The organism is Streptococcus sp. HJ1 (genome assembly GCF_052399005.1).
Classification (GTDB): Bacteria; Bacillota; Bacilli; order Lactobacillales; family Streptococcaceae; genus Streptococcus.
In genome coordinates this window covers 1,473,293-1,495,467 of sequence record NZ_CP199005.1, presented here as the reverse complement: position 1 = coordinate 1,495,467, position 22,175 = coordinate 1,473,293, and the positions used below count along the sequence as shown (strand labels likewise).

Genomic DNA, 22,175 nt, shown 5'->3' with positions numbered 1-22,175 from the left:
CTATTTTTTATGGGCAGCTAACGTCCTTTGTATCTTGATAATTGAACACACCTGGAACACTGTGTGAAAAAGATAGTTCTTCCGAGGAGTAGACACTCCTTGATCAGACCTCCTATTTTCACTTTGTGTTCTTGCAGACTTTGTATCTTAGACTGGAGTAGAGATGAGTATTCGAGTGATTATTGCTGGGTTTAAGGGAAAGATGGGCCAGGCCGCTTGTCAGATGGTCTTGGCTGATCCTGACTTGGACTTGGTTGCAGTTTTGGATCCTTTTGAGTCTGAATCAGAATGGAAAGGTATTCCTGTCTTCAATGATAAGGCTGCCTTGGCTGGATTTGAGGCTGATGTCTGGGTAGACTTTACAACACCAGCTGTTGCCTACGAAAATACACGCTTTGCTCTTGAAAATGGCTTTGCTCCAGTAGTTGGAACAACAGGATTCATTAGTGAAGAAATTGCAGAACTAAAAGCATTTTCCCGTAAGCAAAATTTGGGTGGCTTGATAGCCCCTAACTTTGCCTTGGGTGCGGTCTTGCTCATGCAATTTGCGGCCCAGGCTGCCAAATATTTCCCAAATGTGGAGATTATCGAGCTTCATCATGACAAGAAAAAAGATGCTCCGAGTGGAACAGCCATTAAAACAGCTGAGCTGATGGCGGAAGTGCGAGAGTCTATCCAACAAGGTGCGCCTGATGAGGAAGAACTGATTGCGGGTGCTCGTGGTGCTGATTTTGATGGCATGCGCATCCACTCAGTTCGTTTGCCAGGCTTAGTAGCTCATCAAGAAGTTATCTTTGGCAATCAGGGAGAAGGATTGACCCTTCGTCATGACTCCTATGATCGCAGCTCCTTCATGACAGGGGTCAATTTGGGAATCAAAGAAGTTGTCAAGCGTCATGAGCTTGTCTATGGATTAGAACACTTATTATGAGATTAACGCAAATGCCTTCTGAATTTCAGAAGGCTTTACCAGTATTAGAAAAAATTAAAGAAGCAGGTTTTGAAGCCTATTTTGTTGGGGGTTCCGTCAGAGATGCCCTCCTCCATCGTCCCATCCATGATGTGGATATTGCGACCTCATCCTATCCAGAGGAAACCAAGCAGATATTTTCCCGCACAGCCGATATCGGAATTGAGCATGGAACGGTCTTGGTTTTAGATGGCGATGAGGAGTATGAGGTAACCACCTTTCGGACCGAGGATGTCTATGTGGACTATCGCAGGCCCAGTGCAGTTTCCTTTGTGCGCTCGCTAGAAGAGGACCTCAAGCGCCGTGATTTCACAGTCAACGCTTTTGCCTTAGATGAGACAGGCGAAATCATCGATTTGTTCGATGGTCTCAAAGATCTGGAAAAACAAGTCTTGCGAGCTGTCGGTATAGCCAGTGAGCGCTTCAATGAAGATGCTTTGCGCATTATGCGTGGTTTTCGTTTTCAGGCCAGTCTTGGTTTTGAACTTGAGCGAGAAACTTTTGAAGCCATGAAATCCTTGACTCCGCTCTTGGAGAAAATCTCTGTGGAGCGTACCTTTGTTGAATTTGACAAACTCTTGCTTGCACCTTTTTGGCGTGTTGGCTTGTTTTCCATGATTGAGAGTCAAGCTTATGATTACCTCCCTGATATGGCAGACAGTCGAGAAAAGCTCCAAAAATTGTTTGATTTGGAGACTGATTTCACTTTTGAGTCTTCTGAACAAGCCTGGGCGGCTCTCTTGTGGGTACTGGAAATTGAGGATGCTCAACCATTTTTGAAGCATTGGAAGACCTCACGCCAATTTACAAAGCAAGTACAGGATTTGCTGACTATTTTGGCTCTACGAGAAGAAGGAGAGTTGAGCAAGCGTGATTGTTACCGTTTTGACTTGGATTCCCTTCTACAAGCTGAACGTCTTCGTCAAGCCCAAGGAAAAGAGGTCAACCCCCAACTTATCACAGAAACTTACCAGAGTTTGACCATTCATGACAAGAAAGAAATCCAGATTAACGGTGGTATTTTAATCAAGGAATATGGTTACCAGCCAGGTCCAGATTTGGGAGAGATTTTAGCAGAGATTGAGTTTGCCATTGTCGATGGTGACTTGGAGAATGACCGTGATGCCATTCATACTTACCTGAGGAGAAAAAATGAGTGATTTTATTGTTGAAAAACTAAGTAAATCCGTTGGTGACAAGACCGTTTTTAAGGATATTTCTTTTATCATCCATGATTTGGATAGAATCGGTCTCATTGGTGTCAATGGCACGGGTAAGACCACCCTTTTAGATGTTTTATCAGGTGTTTCAGGCTTTGATGGGGATGTTAGTCCTTTTTTGGCTAAGAATGATTACCAGATTGGCTACTTGACCCAGGATCCAGAGTTCGATGATAGCAAGACAGTTTTGGATACGGTCCTATCCAGCGACCTCAAGGAAATCCAGTTGATTCGTGAGTATGAGTTGATCATGCTCAACTACAGTGAGGACAAGCAGGCTCGTTTGGAACGCGTTATGGCGGAGATGGCCTCCCTCCAAGCCTGGGAAATCGAAAGTCAGGTCAAGACCGTTCTCGGCAAGTTGGGTATTCAGGATTTGTCGACTCCAGTTGGTGAATTGTCAGGTGGTCTGAGAAGACGTGTTCAGTTGGCGCAAGTTCTCCTAGGCAACCACGACCTCTTGTTACTGGACGAGCCGACCAACCATCTGGACATTGCGACCATCGAGTGGCTGACCCTCTTTTTGAAAAATTCCAAGAAGACAGTTCTTTTTATCACCCATGATCGTTATTTCCTAGATGCACTATCAACACGAATTTTCGAGTTGGACCGAGCAGGCTTGACCGAGTATCAGGGTAATTATCAGGACTATGTTCGCCTCAAGGCAGAACAAGATGAGCGTGACGCAGCCCTTCTCCACAAGAAAGAACAACTCTATAAGCAAGAACTGGCCTGGATGCGAAGACAACCACAAGCGCGTGCGACCAAGCAACAGGCCCGTATCAATCGTTTCCACGATTTGAAAAAAGAAGTTTCAGGTGGCGTTGCTGAGACAGACTTGACCATGAACTTTGAAACTAGCCGTATTGGAAAGAAGGTCATCGAGTTTAAAGATGTTTCCTTTGCCTACGAGAACAAACCTATTCTGCAAGATTTTAACCTCTTAGTGCAAGCCAAAGATCGTATAGGTATCGTTGGTGACAACGGTGTTGGAAAATCCACACTACTTAATCTGATTGCAGGAATTCTTGAGCCGACAGCAGGTCAAGTTGTGATTGGGGAAACCGTTCGTATCGCCTATTTTTCTCAACAAATCGAAGGCTTGGATGAAAGCAAACGGGTCATCAATTACCTGCAGGAAGTAGCAGAAGAGGTTAAGACTAGTGGTGGTTCTACGACTTCCATCGCTGAGTTGCTAGAGCAATTCCTCTTTCCACGTTCGACCCATGGAACCTTGATTGAGAAATTGTCTGGTGGCGAGAAAAAACGCCTCTATCTCCTCAAATTGCTCTTGGAAAAACCAAATGTTCTCCTCTTGGACGAGCCGACCAATGATCTGGATATTGCGACCTTGACAGTCTTGGAAAATTTCTTGCAGGGCTTTGCAGGTCCTGTCTTGACAGTTAGCCACGATCGTTATTTTCTGGATAAGGTAGCGACCAAGATTCTCGCCTTTGAGAATGGTAAGATTCGTCCTTTCTTTGGCCATTACACTGATTACCTTGACGAAAAAGCTTTTGAAGCAGAAACAGCAAGTCAAGTTCAAAAGGCCGAAAAAGAGAAAGTGGTCAAAGTCCGTGAAGACAAGAAGCGAATGACCTATCAAGAAAAGCAGGAGTGGGCAAGCATTGAAGGCGATATTGAAGCCTTGGAAAATCGTATCGCAGCCATTGAAGAAGAAATGCAGGCAAATGGCTCCGACTTTGGTAAACTAGCGACTCTTCAAAAAGAGCTAGACGAGAAAAACGAAGAACTTCTTGAAAAATACGAACGCTATGAATACCTAAGTGAGTTGGCATGATGGAAGAAAAAATCATTAAACGTAGTCCCAAGAAAATCATTTGGAATGCCTTGTTTGGCCTAGCTTCGGTGCTTTTCTTCTTGTTACCTCTCTATTATCTCCATTCGTATTCGCAAAAGGGGCCGGGACTTCATACGATAAGTCTTTTGTTGATGCTGCTTGTACTTTTTTGCGCTGGAGTAGTCATTTATCAGACATACAGACTGTTAAGTTCCGATAAGGAATATTTGAGATGTACAGTTAAGGGGTTTTACTACAAACCGAATCCAAAGAAACCCAGTCATTTCTACGCTTGGGCTGATGTAGAGGAATTTTCCTTCTCTCGGATTCGAGGGAAGTATAGGGATTCCTACCGGATTGAAGTTTATTTTAAAAATAAGGAAAATGTGAAATCCCAATCACCTCTAGCCCTACTGAAGAAAAGGTGTTTCCCTTTTCATCAGTCAGCAGATTTGATCATCCCTATCTTTCTACTAGATGTAGGTCTTCCTGAAAGGGTATACGAGACCATGAAGTACTATGAAAGAGAATGGCGTATCGAACAAAATCGTCAAGCAAGAAAAGAGACAACACAAGCTTCGAAAACCAAATCTTCCAAACAGCTATAAGTCAGTTTAGCTTAAAGAAAATCAATCAAAAAAGCCCTATCTACTGGATAGGGTTACTCTTTGTCTTCTTTTTTTGTTTCCTGGTGGAAAATATTTTGCCAAGTTTCATGGCGACGCCAGATACTGGTATGGACGATACCATCTAGCTCATAGCAAATGAGCTTGGTTTTCTGACTGATGGAGGTAATCTGAATGTCCTTAATCGCAGCACTAAGTTCTTTTTCAGACTTATAAGCCTCTTTATCCATCTGCTTCCCATCTTGACGGATATAGAGAAAGTCCTCAGCAAGGAGTTCTTCTAGCTGATTTCCTTGGTCAATCAATTGCTCACGCATGAGCAGTTTTTTATAGACATTGTCTAAAATCTCGTCCTCAGGTATGGGAGCTGGCTCGATATGGACATCGGTATCAAAGACTCCAAATCGTTCTTCTAGCATGGACTCGACCTGGTCCGCAATTTCGTGACTCTCATAGACAGATAAGTCAGGATTCATCTCCAGGGTGATATCAAGGTAGATATTGCTACCGTAGGTCCGCCCTCTTTGGGACTTGACCTTACTAATCTTTGGAATCTCCATGATGGCCTTTTGGTAGTCCTCTAGCAGACGGTCATCAAAACCATCTGAAAGACTGAAGGAAGACTCGATAAAGATATCATAGGCTGTTTTTAAGATAAAGAAGGTGATGATGATAGCGACCAATTTATCCACGATAGGGTAATTGAAACTGCTGGCTAGGATAGCAATGGTCGTACCAAGCGAGGTGACAGCATCGGAAAGATTGTCCTTGGCAGCTGCCTTGAGAGCCTTGGATTTGGATTTCTTACTGAGGCGTGTGTTATAGAGATAAACAGCAAACATGACCGCTGCTGAAATGATTCCTAGAATCGCTCCCAGAGGATCAATGGGTGTTTGTTCCCGACTAAGGATTTTCTGAATGGTGTCCCGAAGCACATCAAAACCAACGTAGAACATGATGATGGAAGTGATCAAGCTAGCCAAATCTTCAATCTTCCAGTGACCAAAGCGATGGTCACGGTCTGCAGGTTGGCGGGCCATTCGAATCCCAATCAAGAGAGCAACATTTCCGATAATATCGGATACGTTGTTGAAACCATCCGCCACCAAACTGGAAGAATGCAGGAGGTGACCAGTTGCTAATTTTGACGCAGACAAGAGGAGGTAGGTCGAAATGCTGATAATGGCACCACGTTCCGCCAACTTGAGATTTGACATGGATTGGTTCATCTGACTTCCTTTCTAGTGCTGAGATTCTGTTTTCATTATACTGGTTTTCATGGGAAAATTCAAATTTAGTCTTGTTTCATCGGATTTTAATTCTTGAAAATTGTTCAAATTTTGATATAATAGTACTACTCAAGGGAGTAGCTGGCAGAAACCTGTGATAGTGTCGTCATTCCGAATTTTATACTGTAAAGTATTCTTTCCGGCGCTATCTTAAACAGCGAGACTTGTTATGATTAACAGGTCTCTTTTTGTTTGTCATAAAACCAAAAGAGAGCTTGTTTTGCACACAAAGTCAAGGAGGAGACATATGTCAAAAGAACAAAAACGCCAAGCGTTTTATACTCAAAGTCCCGAAGAAGTCTTGAAGTCGGTTGAAGCAACTGAGCAAGGCCTTTCGTCAAGCGAAGCGCAGAAACGCCTAGCTGAATATGGGCGCAATGAACTCGAAGAGGGTGAGAAAAAATCTCTCTTGGTTAAATTCATCGAACAGTTTAAGGATTTGATGATTATTATTTTGGTGGCTGCAGCCATCTTGTCCGTCATAACTTCTGGTGGGGAAGATATTGCAGATGCCATCATTATTCTAGCCGTTGTTATCATTAACGCAGCTTTTGGTGTTTACCAAGAAGGAAAAGCAGAAGAAGCCATCGAAGCCCTCAAGTCTATGTCTAGTCCAGCTGCACGTGTTATCCGTGATGGGCATATGGCTGAGATTGACTCAAAAGAATTGGTACCAGGTGATATCGTTGCCCTTGAAGCAGGTGACGTCGTACCAGCAGACCTACGTTTGCTAGAAGCTAACTCTCTCAAAATCGAAGAAGCAGCCCTAACAGGTGAGTCTGTTCCAGTCGAAAAAGACTTGACTGTCGAGCTCTCTGCAGATGCTGGTATTGGTGACCGTGTCAATATGGCCTTCCAAAACTCAAACGTGACTTATGGTCGTGGTCTTGGTGTTGTTGTCAATACAGGTATGTACACGGAAGTTGGTCATATCGCTGGCATGCTCCAAGATGCGGATGAGACGGATACACCACTCAAACAAAACTTGAACAACCTTTCTAAGGTCTTGACCTATGCAATTTTGGTTATTGCCCTTGTTACTTTTGTAGTTGGAGTCTTCATTCAAGGTAAAAATCCACTTGGTGAGTTGATGACCTCTGTTGCGCTTGCTGTTGCAGCCATCCCAGAAGGACTTCCTGCTATCGTGACTATCGTTCTTGCCCTTGGTACTCAAGTTTTGGCAAAACGAAACTCTATCGTTCGTAAGTTGCCAGCAGTAGAAACACTTGGTTCAACTGAAATCATCGCTTCTGATAAGACTGGTACGCTTACCATGAACAAGATGACCGTCGAAAAAGTCTTCTATGATGCAGTACTACATGATTCAGCTGATGACATTGAACTAGGTCTTGAAATGCCTCTTCTTCGTTCAGTTGTCTTGGCTAACGATACTAAGATTGATGCAGAAGGAAACCTGATCGGGGATCCAACGGAAACAGCCTTCATCCAGTATGCCTTGGACAAGGGTTACGATGTTAAAGGGTTCTTAGAGAAATATCCTCGTGTAGCTGAATTGCCGTTTGACTCAGATCGTAAACTCATGTCAACGGTTCATCCATTACCAGATGGTAAATTCCTCGTAGCAGTCAAGGGAGCCCCTGACCAACTCTTGAAACGTTGTGTTGCTCGGGATAAAGCTGGAGATGTCGCTCCGATTGATAATCAAGTCAATGACATAATTCACACAAACAACTCTGAAATGGCTCACCAAGCCTTGCGTGTCCTTGCGGGTGCGTATAAGATTATCGATAGTATTCCAGAAAACTTGACTTCTGAAGAGCTTGAAAACAACTTGATCTTTACTGGATTGATTGGAATGATTGACCCTGAACGTGCCGAAGCTGCAGAAGCTGTTCGTGTGGCTAAGGAAGCTGGAATCCGTCCAATCATGATTACGGGTGACCATCAAGATACTGCAGAAGCTATTGCCAAACGTTTGGGAATTATTGATGCAAATGATACAGAAGGTCACGTTTTAACTGGTGCTGAGCTCAACGAACTGTCAGATGAAGACTTTGAAAAAGTAGTTGGTCAATACTCTGTTTATGCCCGTGTGTCTCCAGAACACAAGGTTCGTATCGTCAAGGCTTGGCAAAAACAAGGTAAGGTTGTTGCTATGACAGGTGACGGTGTTAATGATGCGCCAGCTCTGAAAACAGCCGATATCGGTATCGGTATGGGAATCACTGGTACAGAGGTTTCTAAGGGAGCTTCTGACATGATTCTTGCAGATGATAACTTTGCGACTATTATCGTCGCAGTTGAAGAAGGACGTAAGGTCTTCTCAAACATTCAAAAGACTATTCAGTACTTACTTTCTGCCAATACTGCTGAAGTATTAACTATCTTCTTATCAACCTTGTTTGGTTGGGACGTCTTGCAGCCAGTTCATCTTTTGTGGATCAACTTGGTAACAGATACCTTCCCAGCTATCGCTCTTGGTGTTGAACCTGCTGAGCCTGGTGTCATGAATCATAAACCACGTGGACGAAAGGCAAGCTTCTTCTCAGGTGGTGTTTTGAGTTCTATCATCTATCAAGGTGTACTCCAAGCAGCTATTGTTATGAGTGTTTATGGACTTGCAATTGCTTACCCAGTTCATGTGGGTGACAATCATGCCATTCATGCGGATGCCCTTACTATGGCCTTTGCAACACTCGGTTTGATCCAGCTCTTCCATGCCTACAATGTCAAGTCTGTTTACCAATCCATCTTGACAGTTGGCCCATTCAAGTCTAAGACCTTTAACTGGTCTATCTTGGTATCCTTCATTCTTCTGATGGCAACAATTGTCGTAGAACCGCTTGAAGGAATCTTCCACGTAACCAAACTAGACTTGTCACAATGGGCCATTGTTCTTGCTGGAAGCTTCTCAATGATACTTATCGTCGAAATCGTTAAGTTTGTTCAACGTAAACTTGGTCTTGATAAGAACGCGATTTAAAAAGAAAGTCATCTTCGGATGGCTTTTTTTGCATTTGAGGGAAAGGACTAGAAGTTGCCCCCTTTTGTGCTATAATAAAGTAAAGTTGTAAGGAGCGTAAGAGAATGGAAAAGAAAATTGTCCGAGATATCTTATTCTTGTCTCAGGTCTCGAAACCTGCAAGTCAGGAAGACCTTTATCTGGCTAAGGATTTGCAGGATACCTTGCTGGCTAATCGCGAGACCTGTGTCGGTCTGGCGGCCAATATGATTGGTGTGCAGAAGCGTGTGATTATCTTTAATCTTGGCCTAGTTCCCATGGTCATGTTTAACCCTATTCTCCTTTCCTACAAAGGGCCTTACGAGACAGAGGAAGGTTGTTTGTCTTTGACTGGGGTTCGAACGACGATTCGTTATGAAACGATTACGGTTTCCTATCGCGATAGCAAGTGGCAGGAACAGACCATTACACTGACAGGTTTTCCAGCTCAGATCTGCCAACATGAACTGGATCATTTGGAAGGACGGATAATTTAGGAGGAACTCAGATGAAACGCATACTATTTGAACTTGTTTTTATCGCAACGACTTGGTATATCTTTTTACCACCATTCAATCTGACTAGTTGGGAATTCATCTTCTTTCTCTGTGGGCATCTGGTGGTGATGGGGATTTTGTTTAGTTTCCGCAAGGATACCAATCTCCTCAAAAATGTTCATGTACGTCATGGCAAGCATGCCAACGAGCTTAATCTAGAAGGACTTCATTTTACCAAACTCAGTAAAGGATTGTTGCTGGCCGCAGGACTTATCTTTGCCCTTGCTGGTCTGGTTGGCTTAGTAACCTCTAGCTTTTTCCAAGCAAAAAATTATGCTAATGTGGTATCTATCACAGAAAAAGATTTTAAAGATTTTCCCAAGAGTGATACCAGCAAGGTTCCAATCCTAGATCGGAGTACCGCCGAAAAGATTGGAGACCGTTATCTAGGCTCTCTGACGGATAAGGTCTCCCAGTACGTAGCAGCAGATACTTATACCCAGTTGACGGTTGATGGCAAGCCCTATAGGGTGACTCCTTTGGAGTATGCTGATCCCATCAAATGGTTCAACAATCAAGCCAAGGGAATTGGCGAGTATATTAAGGTTGATATGGTGACAGGAAATGCGGAATTGGTGGATTTAAAAACACCGATGAAGTATTCGGACTCTGAGTATTTTAACCGTGACGTCAAACGTCATCTTCGAATCAAGTATCCAACCAAGATTTTTAAAACCCCATCCTTTGAGGTGGATGATGAAGGCAATCCTTTCTATGTAGCAACCGTTTATCAAAAACAGTTTGGTCTAGGAGTACCTCGCCCTTCATCCGTTATCATCTTGGACGCTACTAATGGAGAAACCAAGGAATATAGCTTGGATGAGGTGCCAGAATGGGTGGATCGTGTATATCCGGCCGAAGAAACCATCCAGCAAATCAACTACAATGGCAAGTACAAAGACGGTTTCTGGAATGCCTTGATTTCTAAGAAAAATGTTACCCAAACGACTGAAGGTTATAACTATCTTTCTATCGGAAATGACATTTATCTCTACACAGGTGTGACTTCAGCAAATGCTGACGAAAGTAATTTAGGATTTATCCTTGAAAACATGCGCACTGGTGAAATCACCAAGTACAACCTAGCTTCAGCAACCGAAGAATCAGCCCGTGCTTCCGCAGAAGGAGCAGTGCAAGAGAAGGCCTATAAGGCTACCTTCCCTATCCTTGTCAATCTCAACGACAAACCGCTCTATATCATGGGCTTGAAGGACAATGCAGGCTTGGTCAAGGAGTATGCATTGGTTGATGCAGTAGAGTACCAAAACGTCATCGTAGCAACTACGGTAGATGAACTCCTCAGCAAATATGCCAATAAGAATGACCTCGAGCTGGATAATGAAACGGTGGAAAGTATCAAGGGAGTGATTTCAGACCTTAAATCAGCTGTCATCAAGGGGGATACCGTCTACTTCTTCAAAGTTGATGGTAAGATTTATAAGGTCAAGGCTTCAGTGTCAGACGACCTTCCTTACCTTGAAAATGGCCAATCTTTCGAAGGTCAAGTTGGAAAAGATAACTATCTCAAGACCTTTAAAGTACAATAATACTCTTCGAAAATCAAATTCAAACTACGTCAGCGTCGCCTTGCCGTACTCAAGTACAGCCTGCGGCTAGCTTCCTAGTTTGCTCTTTGATTTTCATTGAGTATAAAAATAGGTTTTCTCAGTTCAAGGAGAAAAAAGATAAATTCTTATCTATCTTAACAAGCTTAGCTGGCACAGCCCTTGTTCTCGTGGCTATCTGGTTAGGATGGCCAAAATAAACAGACAAACCTCGGTATGAACCGAGGTTTTTAAGATGAAATTCTTGGTCGTGGTTGAAAAATATGCTACACTAACAATATGAAAATTTTAATCCCAACAGCAAAAGAAATGAACACAGACCATCCCCGTACCGAAGCGCTCCCCTTGAGTGAAGAAAGTCAGGCAGTCCTTGACTCACTGGCGCACTACTCAGCTAGTGAATTAGAGACTTTTTATAAGGTATCTGCCGAGAAAGCAGAAGAAGAGTACGCTCATATTCAAGCACTAAAAGATCAGAGCGCTAAACATTATCCAGCCTTGAAACTTTTTGATGGTCTCATGTATCGTCATATTAAACGAGATGGGTTAACCGAGGCTGAACAAACCTATCTTGAAGATCATGTTTTAATTACATCAGCTTTGTATGGCGTAGTTCCAGCCCTATCGCCCATGGCTCCTCACCGTTTGGACTTTCTGATGAAGTTAAAAGTAGCTGGTAAAACCCTAAAGACTCATTGGAAGTCAGCCTACGATGAGGCACTACAGGATAAGGACTTGATATTTTCTCTCTTGTCATCAGAGTTTGAAACCGTATTTTCTAAGGAAATCAGAGAAAAGATGGTGACCTTCAAATTTATGGAGGACAAGGCAGGTCAGCTGAAAATCCACTCAACTATTTCAAAAAAAGCCCGTGGCGCCTTTTTGACCGCCTTGATAGAAGGGCAAGTTCATACAGTCGAACAAGCTCGCCAGCTCAGTTTTGCAGGTTTTGACTACCGACCTGATTTATCAAGTGATTTAGAACTCGTCTTTGTGAAACAAGCATAAAACCAGCTCATTCGAGCTGGTTTTTGCTAGATTAGTTGATGGCTACAAGAAGGTCGTCCGCTTGTTTTGCAAGTGATGAAGCAGTTGCTTCTTCTAACACCAATTTTCCGTCTGCCCAAGCAGAGTCATTGACACGAGCAGCTGTAAAATCACCAACGACTTGTGTACGGATAAATGGCAAGAGGTCTTTGTAAATAGCAAAGAGTTGATCGTGACCAGCATTGGCTACAGATGAGACAGTAACAAACTTGTCTTGGAGGGCAGAAGCACCACGTGTATCAGACAAGTCAATGGCGCGAGAGAGCCAGTCAAGCAAGTTTTTCACTGTTCCAGGGATAGAGAAGTTGTAGACTGGAGAGAAGATCCAGATAGCATCCGCAGCAAGGACTGCTTCACGAGCAGCAGCTACAGCTGGATGAGTTGGAACTTCCAAATCTTGGCTGAAGAGAGGAACAGCTGAGTAATCAAGATAGCTAACTTCTACTTTACCAGCAAGTGCTTTTTCAGCTTCGAGGGCCATTTGGTGGTTGAAAGAACCTTGGCGTAGTGAACCGACGATAAATAATACTTTTTTAGACATGATGTGTCTCCTTTAGTAAAAAATTTAAAGAGCGAACTCTTTTGTTACCATCTATGTTACAACAAATGATACTAATTAGCAATAATTTTGCTCACAAATTTTTAAATTTTTTTAAAATGCGGATTAAGTCTTCCTTTTCGCCATCTTCCAAGATGCTGAGTGCTTCTACGATAGAATCGATATGGTCAGGAAGAACCTCTTCGATTTTTCTGCGTCCTGCAGGTGTTAATTTCAGGAAAAAGGATCGACGATCTTTTGGGTCACAAGTTCTAGAAATCCACCCATCTCGAACCATATTTCGAATGACAACAGTCATGTTTCCAGAAGTGGCTAGCATTTTTTCAATCAAATCCTGAATGCGTAGTTCCCCCTTGCTATAGAGGGTTTCCAAAACTGAAAATTGGGTGGGTGTTAGCCCGTGTTCTTTAGCAGCCTTAGCTTCATATGGTTTAAAAGTCCGTATGGCTTTATTGAGGATGATAGTTGTTTTTAAGTCTAGTTGATTATCGGAAATTTTCTCTTTCAAATATTGTTTCATAAGGTTATTTTATCAATAATGAGAGAGAAAAACAAGAACTTATATTTTATAGGAAAAGAATCTTAGAATGTTCCTGTATTCACTTGTAATAAAGGAGGAGAGATGGTAAAATAGACGAGTGAAACTAAGACAGAAAAAAGCAAAAAACAAGCTACTTTTACAGTATGGAATCGGCATTGCTCTGGTAGTACTAGTCATGACGACTTCCTTCCTTTATCTGATATCACTCAGCATGAAACCCTATCAAGATGCTAGAGTTGAGGGAGAAAAACTAGCCAAGCAGTATGCAGAATTGGAAAAGGCAGATCAGGTTGATTTTTATAATGGGCTAGAAGGTTATTACAGCGTTTTAGGACATAATAAAAAGCAAGAGGCCATTGCCGTACTGATTGAAAAGAATGACCACAAGATTTATGTTTATCAGCTTGATAAGGGGATTTCTCAAGACAAGGCAGTGACGATTTCGAGGGAAAAAGGAGCTAGCGACATTGACAAGATTACTTTTGGTCGCTATCAGGACAAGCCGATTTGGGAAGTTAAGTCAGGAAACCAGTACTACCTGGTTGACTTTGAAACAGGAGCAGTGATCCAATAAGGAGGGCATATGAAACTATCCAAACGTGTACTAGAAATGGAAGAAAGCGTCACTCTAGCTAGTGATGCAAGAGCCAAAGCATTAAAAGCTCAGGGAAAGGATGTTCTTTTCTTAACCTTGGGACAGCCTGATTTTCATACTCCTGAAAACATTCAGGATGCAGCGGTAGAAGCGATTCGAGATGGACGAGCTTCCTTTTATACAGTTGCTTCAGGCCTACCAGAGTTAAAAGCGGCGGTTAATACCTATTTTGAACGCTATTATGGGTATTCTGTTGCAGCCAACGAGGTTACCTTTGCCACTGGTGCTAAGTTCTCTCTCTACACCTTCTTTATGGCTGTGGTCAATCCAGGTGATGAGGTCATCATTCCTACACCATACTGGGTCAGCTATGGAGATCAGGTCAAGATGGCAGAAGGTGTGCCAGTCTTTGTCCAGGCAAAGGAAGACAATCACTTTAAAGTAACAGTAGAGCAGCTAGAAGCAGCCCGAACAGATAAGACCAAAGTCTTGGTTCTCAATTCGCCATCGAATCCGACTGGTATGATTTACTCTCGTGAGGAACTCATGGCTATCGGAAATTGGGCTGTTGCGCATGATGTCCTTATCCTAGCAGATGATATTTATGGTCGTTTGGTTTATAACGGGAATGAGTTTGTTCCAATCTCTAGTCTGTCAGAAGACATTCGCAAGCAAACCATCGTGATTAACGGTGTATCTAAGGCCTATGCCATGACTGGTTGGCGGGTAGGTTATGCTGTGGGAAATCCTGAAATTATCGCTGCCATGAGCAAGCTAACAGGACAAACGACTTCCAATCTGACAGCAGTATCTCAATATGCAACGATTGAGGCGCTGACTGGACCGCAAGACTCTGTTGAAACCATGCGCCAGGCTTTTGAGGAGCGTTTGAATACCATTTATCCTCTCTTGTGCCAAGTGCCAGGATTTGAAGTTGTCAAGCCCCAAGGAGCTTTCTACCTCTTCCCAAATGTTAAAAAAGCGATGGAGATGAAGGGGTATACCGATGTGACAGAGTTTACAACAGCTATTCTTGAAGAAGTCGGACTGGCCTTGATTACAGGAGCTGGATTTGGAACACCAGAAAATGTTCGTCTCAGCTATGCCACAGACTTGGATACATTAAAAGAAGCTATTCGTCGTTTGCACCAGTTTATGGAAAAATAAAACATAGAATCTTCGCCTTTTTAGCGAAGATTTTTTGTAACGAAAATCTCGCGATTTTTCTCTAGTAGAACCTAGCTATCACAGTCTATTTATGGTAAAATAGTGGGTAATGATGTCTTCGGACAAGTTAAACGAAAAAAGGAAGATAGATTATGACAAAACGTGTAACGATTATTGATGTAAAAGACTACGTTGGTCAAGAAGTGACCATCGGAGCCTGGGTTGCCAACAAATCTGGAAAAGGGAAAATTGCCTTCTTGCAATTGCGTGATGGAACTGCCTTCTTCCAAGGTGTAGCCTTTAAACCAAACTTTATTGAAAAATTTGGTGAAGAGGTAGGTCTTGAAAAATTTGACACCATCAAACGCTTGAGCCAAGAAACTTCTGTTTATGTGACAGGAATTGTCAAAGAAGACGAACGTTCTAAGTTTGGTTATGAGTTGGATATTACAGACATCGAAGTAATTGGTGAATCTCAAGACTACCCAATCACACCAAAAGAACACGGAACAGACTTCTTGATGGACAACCGTCACTTGTGGCTCCGTTCTCGTAAGCAAGTGGCTGTGATGCAAATCCGTAACGCCATCATCTATGCAACTTATGAGTTTTTCGACAAGAACGGCTTCATGAAATTTGATAGCCCAATCCTTTCAGGAAACGCAGCAGAAGACTCAACTGAACTCTTTGAAACAGACTACTTTGGAACACCAGCCTACTTGAGCCAATCAGGTCAGCTTTATCTTGAAGCGGGTGCTATGGCCCTTGGTCGTGTCTTTGACTTTGGTCCAGTATTCCGTGCAGAAAAATCAAAAACACGCCGTCACTTGACAGAGTTCTGGATGATGGATGCGGAGTACTCCTACTTGACACACGATGAGTCACTTGACTTGCAAGAAGCTTATGTTAAAGCCCTTCTTCAAGGTGTTCTTGATCGTGCGCCTCAAGCCTTGGAAACCTTGGAACGTGATACAGATCTCTTGAAACGCTACATTGCAGAGCCGTTCAAACGCATCACTTACGATCAAGCCATTGACCTTTTGCAAGAGCATGAAAATGATGAAGATGCTGACTACGAGCATCTTGAGCATGGCGATGACTTTGGTTCACCACACGAAACATGGATTTCAAACCACTTTGGTGTGCCAACATTTGTCATGAACTACCCAGCAGCTATCAAAGCCTTCTACATGAAACCAGTTCCTGGAAATCCAGAGCGCGTACTTTGTGCAGACTTGCTTGCACCAGAAGGATATGGAGAAATCATCGGTGGTTCTATGCGTGAGGAAGACTACGATGCCCTTGTAGCTAAGATGGAAGAACTTGGCATGGATCGTACAGAATATGAATTTTACCTTGACCTTCGTAAATACGGTACAGTACCACATGGTGGATTTGGTATCGGTATTGAACGTATGGTGACTTTCGCAGCAGGTACAAAACACATCCGTGAAGCTATTCCATTCCCACGTATGTTGCACCGTATCAAACCATAAAATGAGTCCAAACGCCCTTAGGGCGTTTTTTCAAAGTAGAAGAAAGAAGAGGTGGAGAACATGTAAAGCACAGCTTAACAAGTGACAAACACAAAGATACAAATACACTTGTTAAAGGAGAAACTATGTTTAAACGAAATTACCGGAAGAATATCGGTCTCATGGCTGGTGTGGAATTTTTTGCCTTTCTGGGCATTACCAGCTTTTGGATTCTATTTCTCAGTCAAAACGGGATGTCGCTTTGGCAGATTGGCTTATTGGAAAGTATTTTTCATGCCACCAGTGTCATCTGTGAAATTCCCTCGGGAATGTTAGCTGACCGCTATTCCTATAAAACCAATCTATATTTAAGTCGAATAGCTGGGATTGCCTCGTCTATTCTCATGTTAGCAGGGCAAGGTAATTTTTGGATTTATGCCCTCGCGATGGTGGTGAGTGCCTTGTCTTATAATTTTGATTCGGGGACGAGTGCAGCCATGGTTTATGATTCGGCTGTGGAGGCTGGATTAAAAGAGCGCTACTTGTCTATCTCCAGTTTTATGTCAGGAGTCGCAGAAGGGACTCGGTCTTTGGGGACCGTTTTAGCGGGATTTTTTGTCCATGGTCAATTGCACTTGACCTACTATATCATGATTGTTACTTCTATAATCGTTCTTTTCCTAACTTTGATGCTAAAAGAGCCTAGTGTTAAAGCGCAAAAGTCTGAGCGTCTGACCATGAAAAAAATAATCTGGACTGTCAAAGAGGAGTTGCGGAGAAACCCCAGTCTTTTTAGTTGGATGATTCTTTCCCAAATCATCGGGACACTGATGTGCATGTTTTATTTTTACTATCAAAATCAACTTCCTGACTTAGAAGGGTGGCAGATTTCGATGGTCATGTTGATGGGCAGTGTTTTGAATATCTGGGCAGTTTATCTAGCAAGTAAGATTGGAAAGAAGTATTCAGCCTTAAAGCTCTTTCCCATTCTTGTACTCTTGACGGGAGGAACTTATTTGCTTTCCTACTTCGGAACACCGCTGATTTATATTTTGGTTTATTTGATCAGTAACGCCTTATATGCTCTCTTTCAGCCGATTTTTGATAATGATTTACAAAAGCGACTTCCAAGTGAGGTACGGGCAACCATGCTAAGTGTTTACTCTATGATGTTCAGCCTAAGTATGATTATCATTTTTCCTCTGACGGGATGGTTGATTGACTATCTAGGATTTGTAGTAGCCTTCCTTTACTTAGGGCTCATTTTAGTACTAGCTAGCTTTTTGCTATTTTTCATTTTGAAAGAGATGGCAGGAGCTTTGAAACTGAAAGAGGAAGTTATTTCTAAGTAATAAAGTTATTTTTTAACTTTTATCTTTTTTACTTGCTATCTATCAGTTTTTCTAGTATAATAGTTTATTGTGAGCAAACCTCACTTACCCCTTGCAAAGACTAGGGGTCATTAGACCAAAAGGAGGAACATATCAATGGCTAAATACGAAATTCTTTATATCATTCGTCCAAACATTGAAGAAGAAGCGAAAAACGCTTTGGTAGCACGTTTTGACTCTATCTTGACTGACAACGGTGCAACTGTTGTTGAATCAAAATCATGGGAAAAACGTCGTCTTGCATACGAAATCCAAGATTTCCGTGAAGGACTTTACCACATCGTTAACGTTGAAGCAAACGACGACGCAGCTCTTAAAGAGTTTGACCGTCTTTCAAAAATCAACGCTGACATTCTTCGTCACATGATCGTCAAACTTGACGCGTAAGAAGGTAAATTATGATTAACAATGTTGTACTTGTAGGGCGTATGACACGTGATGCTGAGTTGCGTTATACCCCATCAAATGTAGCAGTTGCGACTTTTACTCTTGCAGTAAACCGTACATTTAAGAGTCAAAATGGCGAACGTGAGGCTGATTTCATCAATGTCGTTATGTGGCGCCAACAGGCTGAAAATCTTGCTAACTGGGCTAAAAAAGGCTCTCTTATCGGGATCACAGGTCGTATCCAGACTCGTAGTTACGATAACCAGCAAGGACAACGTGTCTACGTAACAGAAGTCGTGGCTGAGAATTTCCAAATGTTGGAAAGCCGCGGAGTGCGTGAAGGACATACAGGTGGAGCTTATTCTGCACCAACTGCTGGTCAATCAGCACCTGCAAACCCAGTACCAGACTTTTCACGTTCTGAAAATCCATTTGGAGCAACCAATCCATTGGACATTTCAGATGATGATTTACCATTCTAATGGACAATTAATACTATAAAGGAGAAAAAACATGGCTCAACAACGTCGTGGCGGATTCAAACGCCGTAAAAAAGTTGATTACATCGCAGCAAACAAAATTGAATATGTTGATTACAAAGATACTGAGCTTCTTAGCCGTTTCGTTTCAGAACGTGGGAAAATCCTTCCTCGTCGTGTAACAGGAACTTCAGCTAAAAACCAACGTAAAGTAACAACAGCTATCAAACGCGCTCGCGTAATGGCTTTGATGCCTTTCGTAAACGAAGATTAAAAAAGAGGTCCAGTGGACCTCTTTTTCATGAGCTTGAAAATAAGAAAGCGAATTAAGACCCTTACGGGTCTTTTTTTCACGAGCATGGAAATGAGAGAGCGAGTTGAGGTCCAGTGGAGCTCTTTTTCATGAGCTCTGAAATAAGAAAGCGAATAAGACCCCAACGGGTCTTTTTTTCACGAGCATGGAAATGAGAAGGCGAGTTCGGTCTGGGTGGACCTCTTTTTCAGATTTTTATAGGACTTTGTTAGAAAGGATTCCCTGTTGACCTAGTAAGATTCTTTTATCTTACTAGGTTTTTCTTTTAATCTTTATTATCGTGCTATAATGGTAGGAGAAAGCTATAAAGGAGCAACTTATGAAGACGACATGTTCAATTAGAAAAATGCAAGAATCTGACATTAAAGATCTATCTCGAGGATTTATCAGCCAAGGTTGGCCGGGTAGAGAAGAAATTTTGGCTAGATATTTTCTTGAACAAGAATGTGGGGAGAGAGAAGTCTTAGTTGCAGAGGTTGAGGGTGCTTTAGCGGGTTATATCACAATTTTGCCATGCGCTAAGCAGGGGCCTTTTGCAGAAATCTATCCAGAACTCTCAGATTTCAATGTCTTTGAACCTTTTCAAAATCAAGGTATTGGAAATCTCTTGCTGGAAGAAGCAGAAAAACGAGTTAGGCTCACATCGGATAAGGTGACCCTTGGTGTTGGGCTCCATTCAGGGTATGGACCTGCCCAGAGATTGTACATCAAACGAGGCTATATTCCAGATGGGACGGGTGTTTGGTATCAGAACCATCAACCGGGCATGAATGCGGTTTGTGAAGATATCGGAGAATTGGTTTTGTATCTGTCGAAAAATTTGTTTTAAGACAGATTTTATAAGGTTTAAATTTTAAATATAGTAAACAACAATCACAGTCCCTTTTTCATTCGAAAAAGGAATTTTTTTGTTTGAAATTGTTTGATTTATTCCTCAAAGTGGTAAAATATAATTGTTTGAATTATCAAGATAAAAATAAATATCGAAAAAAACATATAAGGTTTAGTTTTTTTAAATACGGATTCTTTTGAAAAGTCTTAAAATTTCCTAAAATAAGGCTTTTTAAAGGTTGTAAATAATATTGTTACAAAAAGGTTACAAATTGTTAAAATTAAATTAAATGCAATAATATAATTTGGAAAAAATATGACATATAAATTAATTGACGGTAAAATAATTAAGATAATCAAATTAATTGATTTGCGCAATAATTCGATATAAAGATTAATCTGATGTGTCAAATTTTATTATAGTAGAAGGATAGCATAATGAAGAAACTGAAAGTGATGGTTGTTTTTGGAACACGACCAGAAGCTATTAAAATGGCCCCTTTAGTGTTGGAATTGCAAAAACATAGTGACAGCATTGAGACAATCACAGTTGTGACAGCCCAGCATCGTCAAATGCTGGACCAAGTTCTTGAAACGTTTCGCATCGAGCCACATTATGACCTGGATATTATGGGGAAAAATCAATCTCTTTTAGATATTACTGGAAAAATTTTAGAAAAGTTTGATCCAGTTGTTAAGCAAGAACTTCCAGATATGATTCTTGTTCATGGAGATACAACAACAACTTTTGCAGCCAGTTTAGTTGCTTTCTATAATCAGGTACGTATCGGCCACGTTGAAGCTGGTCTAAGGACCTTTGATAAGTATTCTCCTTTCCCAGAAGAGATGAATCGTCAGATGACAGATAACCTTGCGGACCTCTATTTTGCTCCAACTAGTGAGAGTAAAGAAAATCTCCTCAAGGAAAATCACCCTGAGTCTGCTATTGTCATTACGGGAAATACAGCCATTGATGCCTTGAAACTAACCGTTCAATCGGATTACTATCATGAAGTTCTAGATCAATTGGATCCAGATAAGAAACTTGTATTGGTAACCATGCACCGTCGTGAGAATCAAGGTCAACCAATGAGAAATGTCTTTGCAGCTTTACGTGAGATGGTCGATCTTCATCAGGAAATTGAAGTTGTTTATCCTGTTCACCTTAGCCCCGCCGTGCAAGAAGCAGCAAAAGATATCTTAGCCGGTCACGATCGTATTCACTTGATTGAGCCTTTAGATGTACTTGATTTTCATAATTTGGCTTCAAGAAGTGATTTTATCATGACTGACTCTGGCGGAGTTCAGGAAGAGGCGCCTTCTCTCGGCAAACCTGTCCTTGTCCTTCGTGACACGACGGAACGTCCAGAAGGAGTAAGAGCAGGTACGTTGAAGCTAGTTGGTACGGATCCAGTATGTGTGAAAGAAGCGATGGCAGCACTCTTAACAGATGAAACTCTTTATAGACAAATGTCTCATGCACCAAATCCTTATGGAGATGGAAGAGCTTCTGAACGAATCGTACAATCCATTCAACAGTACTTTGGGGCAGCGACTTCTGTATCTGAATTCAAAGGGGGGGGAATAAGATAAAATGAAAAATTGGAGTCAATTTAAAAACTGGCTTATGGCTTTGCTTGCTTGTGAGGTCATTCTTTTGGTGCTTTGTTTTTTGTATGCTCGAGCAATCATTTTAGAACAAATCTTGTTTTTAGCTTTAGCCTTGTTTGCAGTGTTGGTATTATCTGACCTTTTGCTTACTTGGACCCTTATCTTAGCATTTGGTTTTGGACTTATCGTTTTGGTTGCGGGTGTGGTTTATATCCCAATCATTCAACTGGTCTTCTTATTAATCAGTTTTCCTCTTTTGATTGGGATTCTACTTAAGGTTCGTTATTATTTCTTCAAGGCGACCTCAAAGGTCCAAGAACAGGAAGACGAAGCTCAAGCAGATTACCAAGCTATGGTAACTGAGCAAAGTGATGTGACGGTACAATCCCTATTGATTCATTGGGCACATGAAGATTTGTTCTTCCAGATTAAACCGAAAGAACATAACCAGATGCTCAGTCGTATTCAAGAGGTAATTGCTCAGGAATTGAGTTACAATGATAAGCTTTATTACGTTTCAGATGGTAATTTTCTTGTTTTATCTAATAGTAGTCAAGATTCTTTGAAGCAACTTTATTTGAATGGTTTGCAGGAGAAACTAAGCAGTTTAGTTTTTCATGGAGAAGAAGGTAATCAAGAAATTCAGTTCCAAACAGGCTATTTGGTGATTAACTCTGATAATAAAGATAAATACCAAGACTACGCAGATGTAGCCAGTCATCTCAAACGTCAACTAGAGACAGATGTAATTGTAGAATATTAGGAGGGAAACATGACTTTAACCGAACT

22 protein-coding genes are annotated in these 22,175 nt (G+C 41.8%); 19 read left to right on the top strand and 3 right to left on the bottom strand.

The window, feature by feature from the left end; translation table 11 throughout:
* Positions 1-163: 163 nt before the first annotated feature.
* From dapB to ACT17O_RS07595, 4 genes are read left to right on the top strand one after another with little or no spacing between them, the layout of a single operon-like run.
* Complete coding sequence (gene dapB, locus ACT17O_RS07610; RefSeq protein WP_347090219.1) at positions 164-931, top strand: 4-hydroxy-tetrahydrodipicolinate reductase; 768 nt, start codon at positions 164-166, stop codon at positions 929-931.
* On the top strand, positions 928-2,130 hold the full coding sequence (locus ACT17O_RS07605) for a CCA tRNA nucleotidyltransferase (protein ID WP_268704983.1): 1,203 nt from the start codon (positions 928-930) through the stop codon (positions 2,128-2,130). The genes dapB and ACT17O_RS07605 overlap by 4 nt, the downstream gene beginning before the upstream one ends.
* Positions 2,123-3,991, top strand: coding sequence for an ABC-F family ATP-binding cassette domain-containing protein (locus tag ACT17O_RS07600; protein ID WP_268704984.1), 1,869 nt, complete (start codon positions 2,123-2,125; stop codon positions 3,989-3,991). Before ACT17O_RS07605 ends, ACT17O_RS07600 begins: the two co-directional genes overlap by 8 nt.
* Positions 3,988-4,599, top strand: coding sequence for a hypothetical protein (locus ACT17O_RS07595; protein WP_268704985.1), 612 nt, complete (start codon positions 3,988-3,990; stop codon positions 4,597-4,599). Before ACT17O_RS07600 ends, ACT17O_RS07595 begins: the two co-directional genes overlap by 4 nt.
* A gap of 53 nt (positions 4,600-4,652) precedes the next feature.
* Here ACT17O_RS07595 and mntE read toward each other — a convergent pair whose 3' ends face one another.
* The gene (gene mntE / locus ACT17O_RS07590; protein ID WP_444817367.1) at positions 4,653-5,846 is read right to left on the bottom strand and encodes a CDF family manganese efflux transporter MntE; all 1,194 of its coding nucleotides are present in this window, start codon (positions 5,844-5,846) and stop codon (positions 4,653-4,655) included.
* 307 nt (positions 5,847-6,153) lie between these two features.
* Here mntE and ACT17O_RS07585 point away from each other — a divergent pair, with 307 nt between their 5' ends.
* The 5 genes from ACT17O_RS07585 (at position 6,154) to yaaA (ending at position 11,998) form a co-directional block, all read left to right on the top strand.
* On the top strand, positions 6,154-8,850 hold the full coding sequence (locus ACT17O_RS07585; protein ID WP_000032428.1) for a cation-translocating P-type ATPase: 2,697 nt from the start codon (positions 6,154-6,156) through the stop codon (positions 8,848-8,850).
* A gap of 104 nt (positions 8,851-8,954) precedes the next feature.
* Positions 8,955-9,365: a peptide deformylase gene (locus tag ACT17O_RS07580; RefSeq protein ID WP_000412241.1), complete on the top strand. Its 411-nt coding sequence runs from the start codon at positions 8,955-8,957 to the stop codon at positions 9,363-9,365.
* An 11-nt stretch (positions 9,366-9,376) separates the two neighbouring features.
* Positions 9,377-10,972 (top strand): hypothetical protein, encoded by a 1,596-nt coding sequence (locus tag ACT17O_RS07575; protein WP_444817366.1) that lies wholly within the window; start codon positions 9,377-9,379, stop codon positions 10,970-10,972.
* Between the two features lie 86 nt (positions 10,973-11,058).
* Positions 11,059-11,190 carry a DUF3953 domain-containing protein gene (locus ACT17O_RS07570; protein WP_002874755.1) on the top strand — a complete coding sequence of 44 codons (132 nt, stop codon included), beginning with the start codon at positions 11,059-11,061 and terminating at the stop codon, positions 11,188-11,190.
* Positions 11,191-11,269: 79 nt separating this feature from the next.
* Positions 11,270-11,998: a peroxide stress protein YaaA gene (gene yaaA, locus ACT17O_RS07565; RefSeq protein WP_444817365.1), complete on the top strand. Its 729-nt coding sequence runs from the start codon at positions 11,270-11,272 to the stop codon at positions 11,996-11,998.
* 31 nt (positions 11,999-12,029) lie between these two features.
* On the opposite strand, the gene ACT17O_RS07560 is transcribed toward yaaA, so the two are convergent.
* Complete coding sequence (locus ACT17O_RS07560) at positions 12,030-12,578, bottom strand: NADPH-dependent FMN reductase (RefSeq protein WP_444817364.1); 549 nt, start codon at positions 12,576-12,578, stop codon at positions 12,030-12,032.
* 91 nt (positions 12,579-12,669) lie between these two features.
* On the bottom strand, positions 12,670-13,116 hold the full coding sequence (locus ACT17O_RS07555) for a MarR family winged helix-turn-helix transcriptional regulator (RefSeq protein ID WP_255778797.1): 447 nt from the start codon (positions 13,114-13,116) through the stop codon (positions 12,670-12,672).
* 118 nt (positions 13,117-13,234) lie between these two features.
* Between ACT17O_RS07555 and ACT17O_RS07550 the strand changes: the two genes are divergently transcribed.
* The 10 genes from ACT17O_RS07550 to ACT17O_RS07505 all read left to right on the top strand — a co-directional run bounded on the left by ACT17O_RS07550 (position 13,235) and on the right by ACT17O_RS07505 (position 22,149).
* A complete protein-coding gene (locus ACT17O_RS07550; RefSeq protein ID WP_042902727.1) occupies positions 13,235-13,711 on the top strand; it encodes a cell wall elongation regulator TseB-like domain-containing protein in 477 nt (158 codons plus the stop codon).
* Between the two features lie 9 nt (positions 13,712-13,720).
* Positions 13,721-14,899 (top strand): pyridoxal phosphate-dependent aminotransferase, encoded by a 1,179-nt coding sequence (locus ACT17O_RS07545; RefSeq protein ID WP_444817363.1) that lies wholly within the window; start codon positions 13,721-13,723, stop codon positions 14,897-14,899.
* Between the two features lie 152 nt (positions 14,900-15,051).
* Positions 15,052-16,395 carry an asparagine--tRNA ligase gene (gene asnS / locus ACT17O_RS07540; RefSeq protein WP_000167130.1) on the top strand — a complete coding sequence of 448 codons (1,344 nt, stop codon included), beginning with the start codon at positions 15,052-15,054 and terminating at the stop codon, positions 16,393-16,395.
* 125 nt (positions 16,396-16,520) lie between these two features.
* On the top strand, positions 16,521-17,726 hold the full coding sequence (locus ACT17O_RS07535; RefSeq protein WP_084882831.1) for an MFS transporter: 1,206 nt from the start codon (positions 16,521-16,523) through the stop codon (positions 17,724-17,726).
* A gap of 135 nt (positions 17,727-17,861) precedes the next feature.
* A complete protein-coding gene (rpsF, locus tag ACT17O_RS07530) occupies positions 17,862-18,152 on the top strand; it encodes a 30S ribosomal protein S6 (protein WP_001151782.1) in 291 nt (96 codons plus the stop codon).
* A gap of 11 nt (positions 18,153-18,163) precedes the next feature.
* Complete coding sequence (gene ssbA / locus ACT17O_RS07525; RefSeq protein ID WP_000609596.1) at positions 18,164-18,634, top strand: single-stranded DNA-binding protein SsbA; 471 nt, start codon at positions 18,164-18,166, stop codon at positions 18,632-18,634.
* 31 nt (positions 18,635-18,665) lie between these two features.
* Complete coding sequence (gene rpsR / locus ACT17O_RS07520) at positions 18,666-18,905, top strand: 30S ribosomal protein S18 (protein ID WP_000068664.1); 240 nt, start codon at positions 18,666-18,668, stop codon at positions 18,903-18,905.
* A 358-nt stretch (positions 18,906-19,263) separates the two neighbouring features.
* The gene (locus ACT17O_RS07515) at positions 19,264-19,773 is read left to right on the top strand and encodes a GNAT family N-acetyltransferase (protein WP_444817362.1); all 510 of its coding nucleotides are present in this window, start codon (positions 19,264-19,266) and stop codon (positions 19,771-19,773) included.
* 440 nt (positions 19,774-20,213) lie between these two features.
* Positions 20,214-21,368: a non-hydrolyzing UDP-N-acetylglucosamine 2-epimerase gene (gene wecB, locus ACT17O_RS07510; protein WP_444817361.1), complete on the top strand. Its 1,155-nt coding sequence runs from the start codon at positions 20,214-20,216 to the stop codon at positions 21,366-21,368.
* A gap of 1 nt (position 21,369) precedes the next feature.
* Positions 21,370-22,149, top strand: a complete 780-nt coding sequence (locus ACT17O_RS07505; RefSeq protein WP_000800621.1) for a hypothetical protein — start codon at positions 21,370-21,372, stop codon at positions 22,147-22,149.
* Positions 22,150-22,175: the final 26 nt, after the last annotated feature.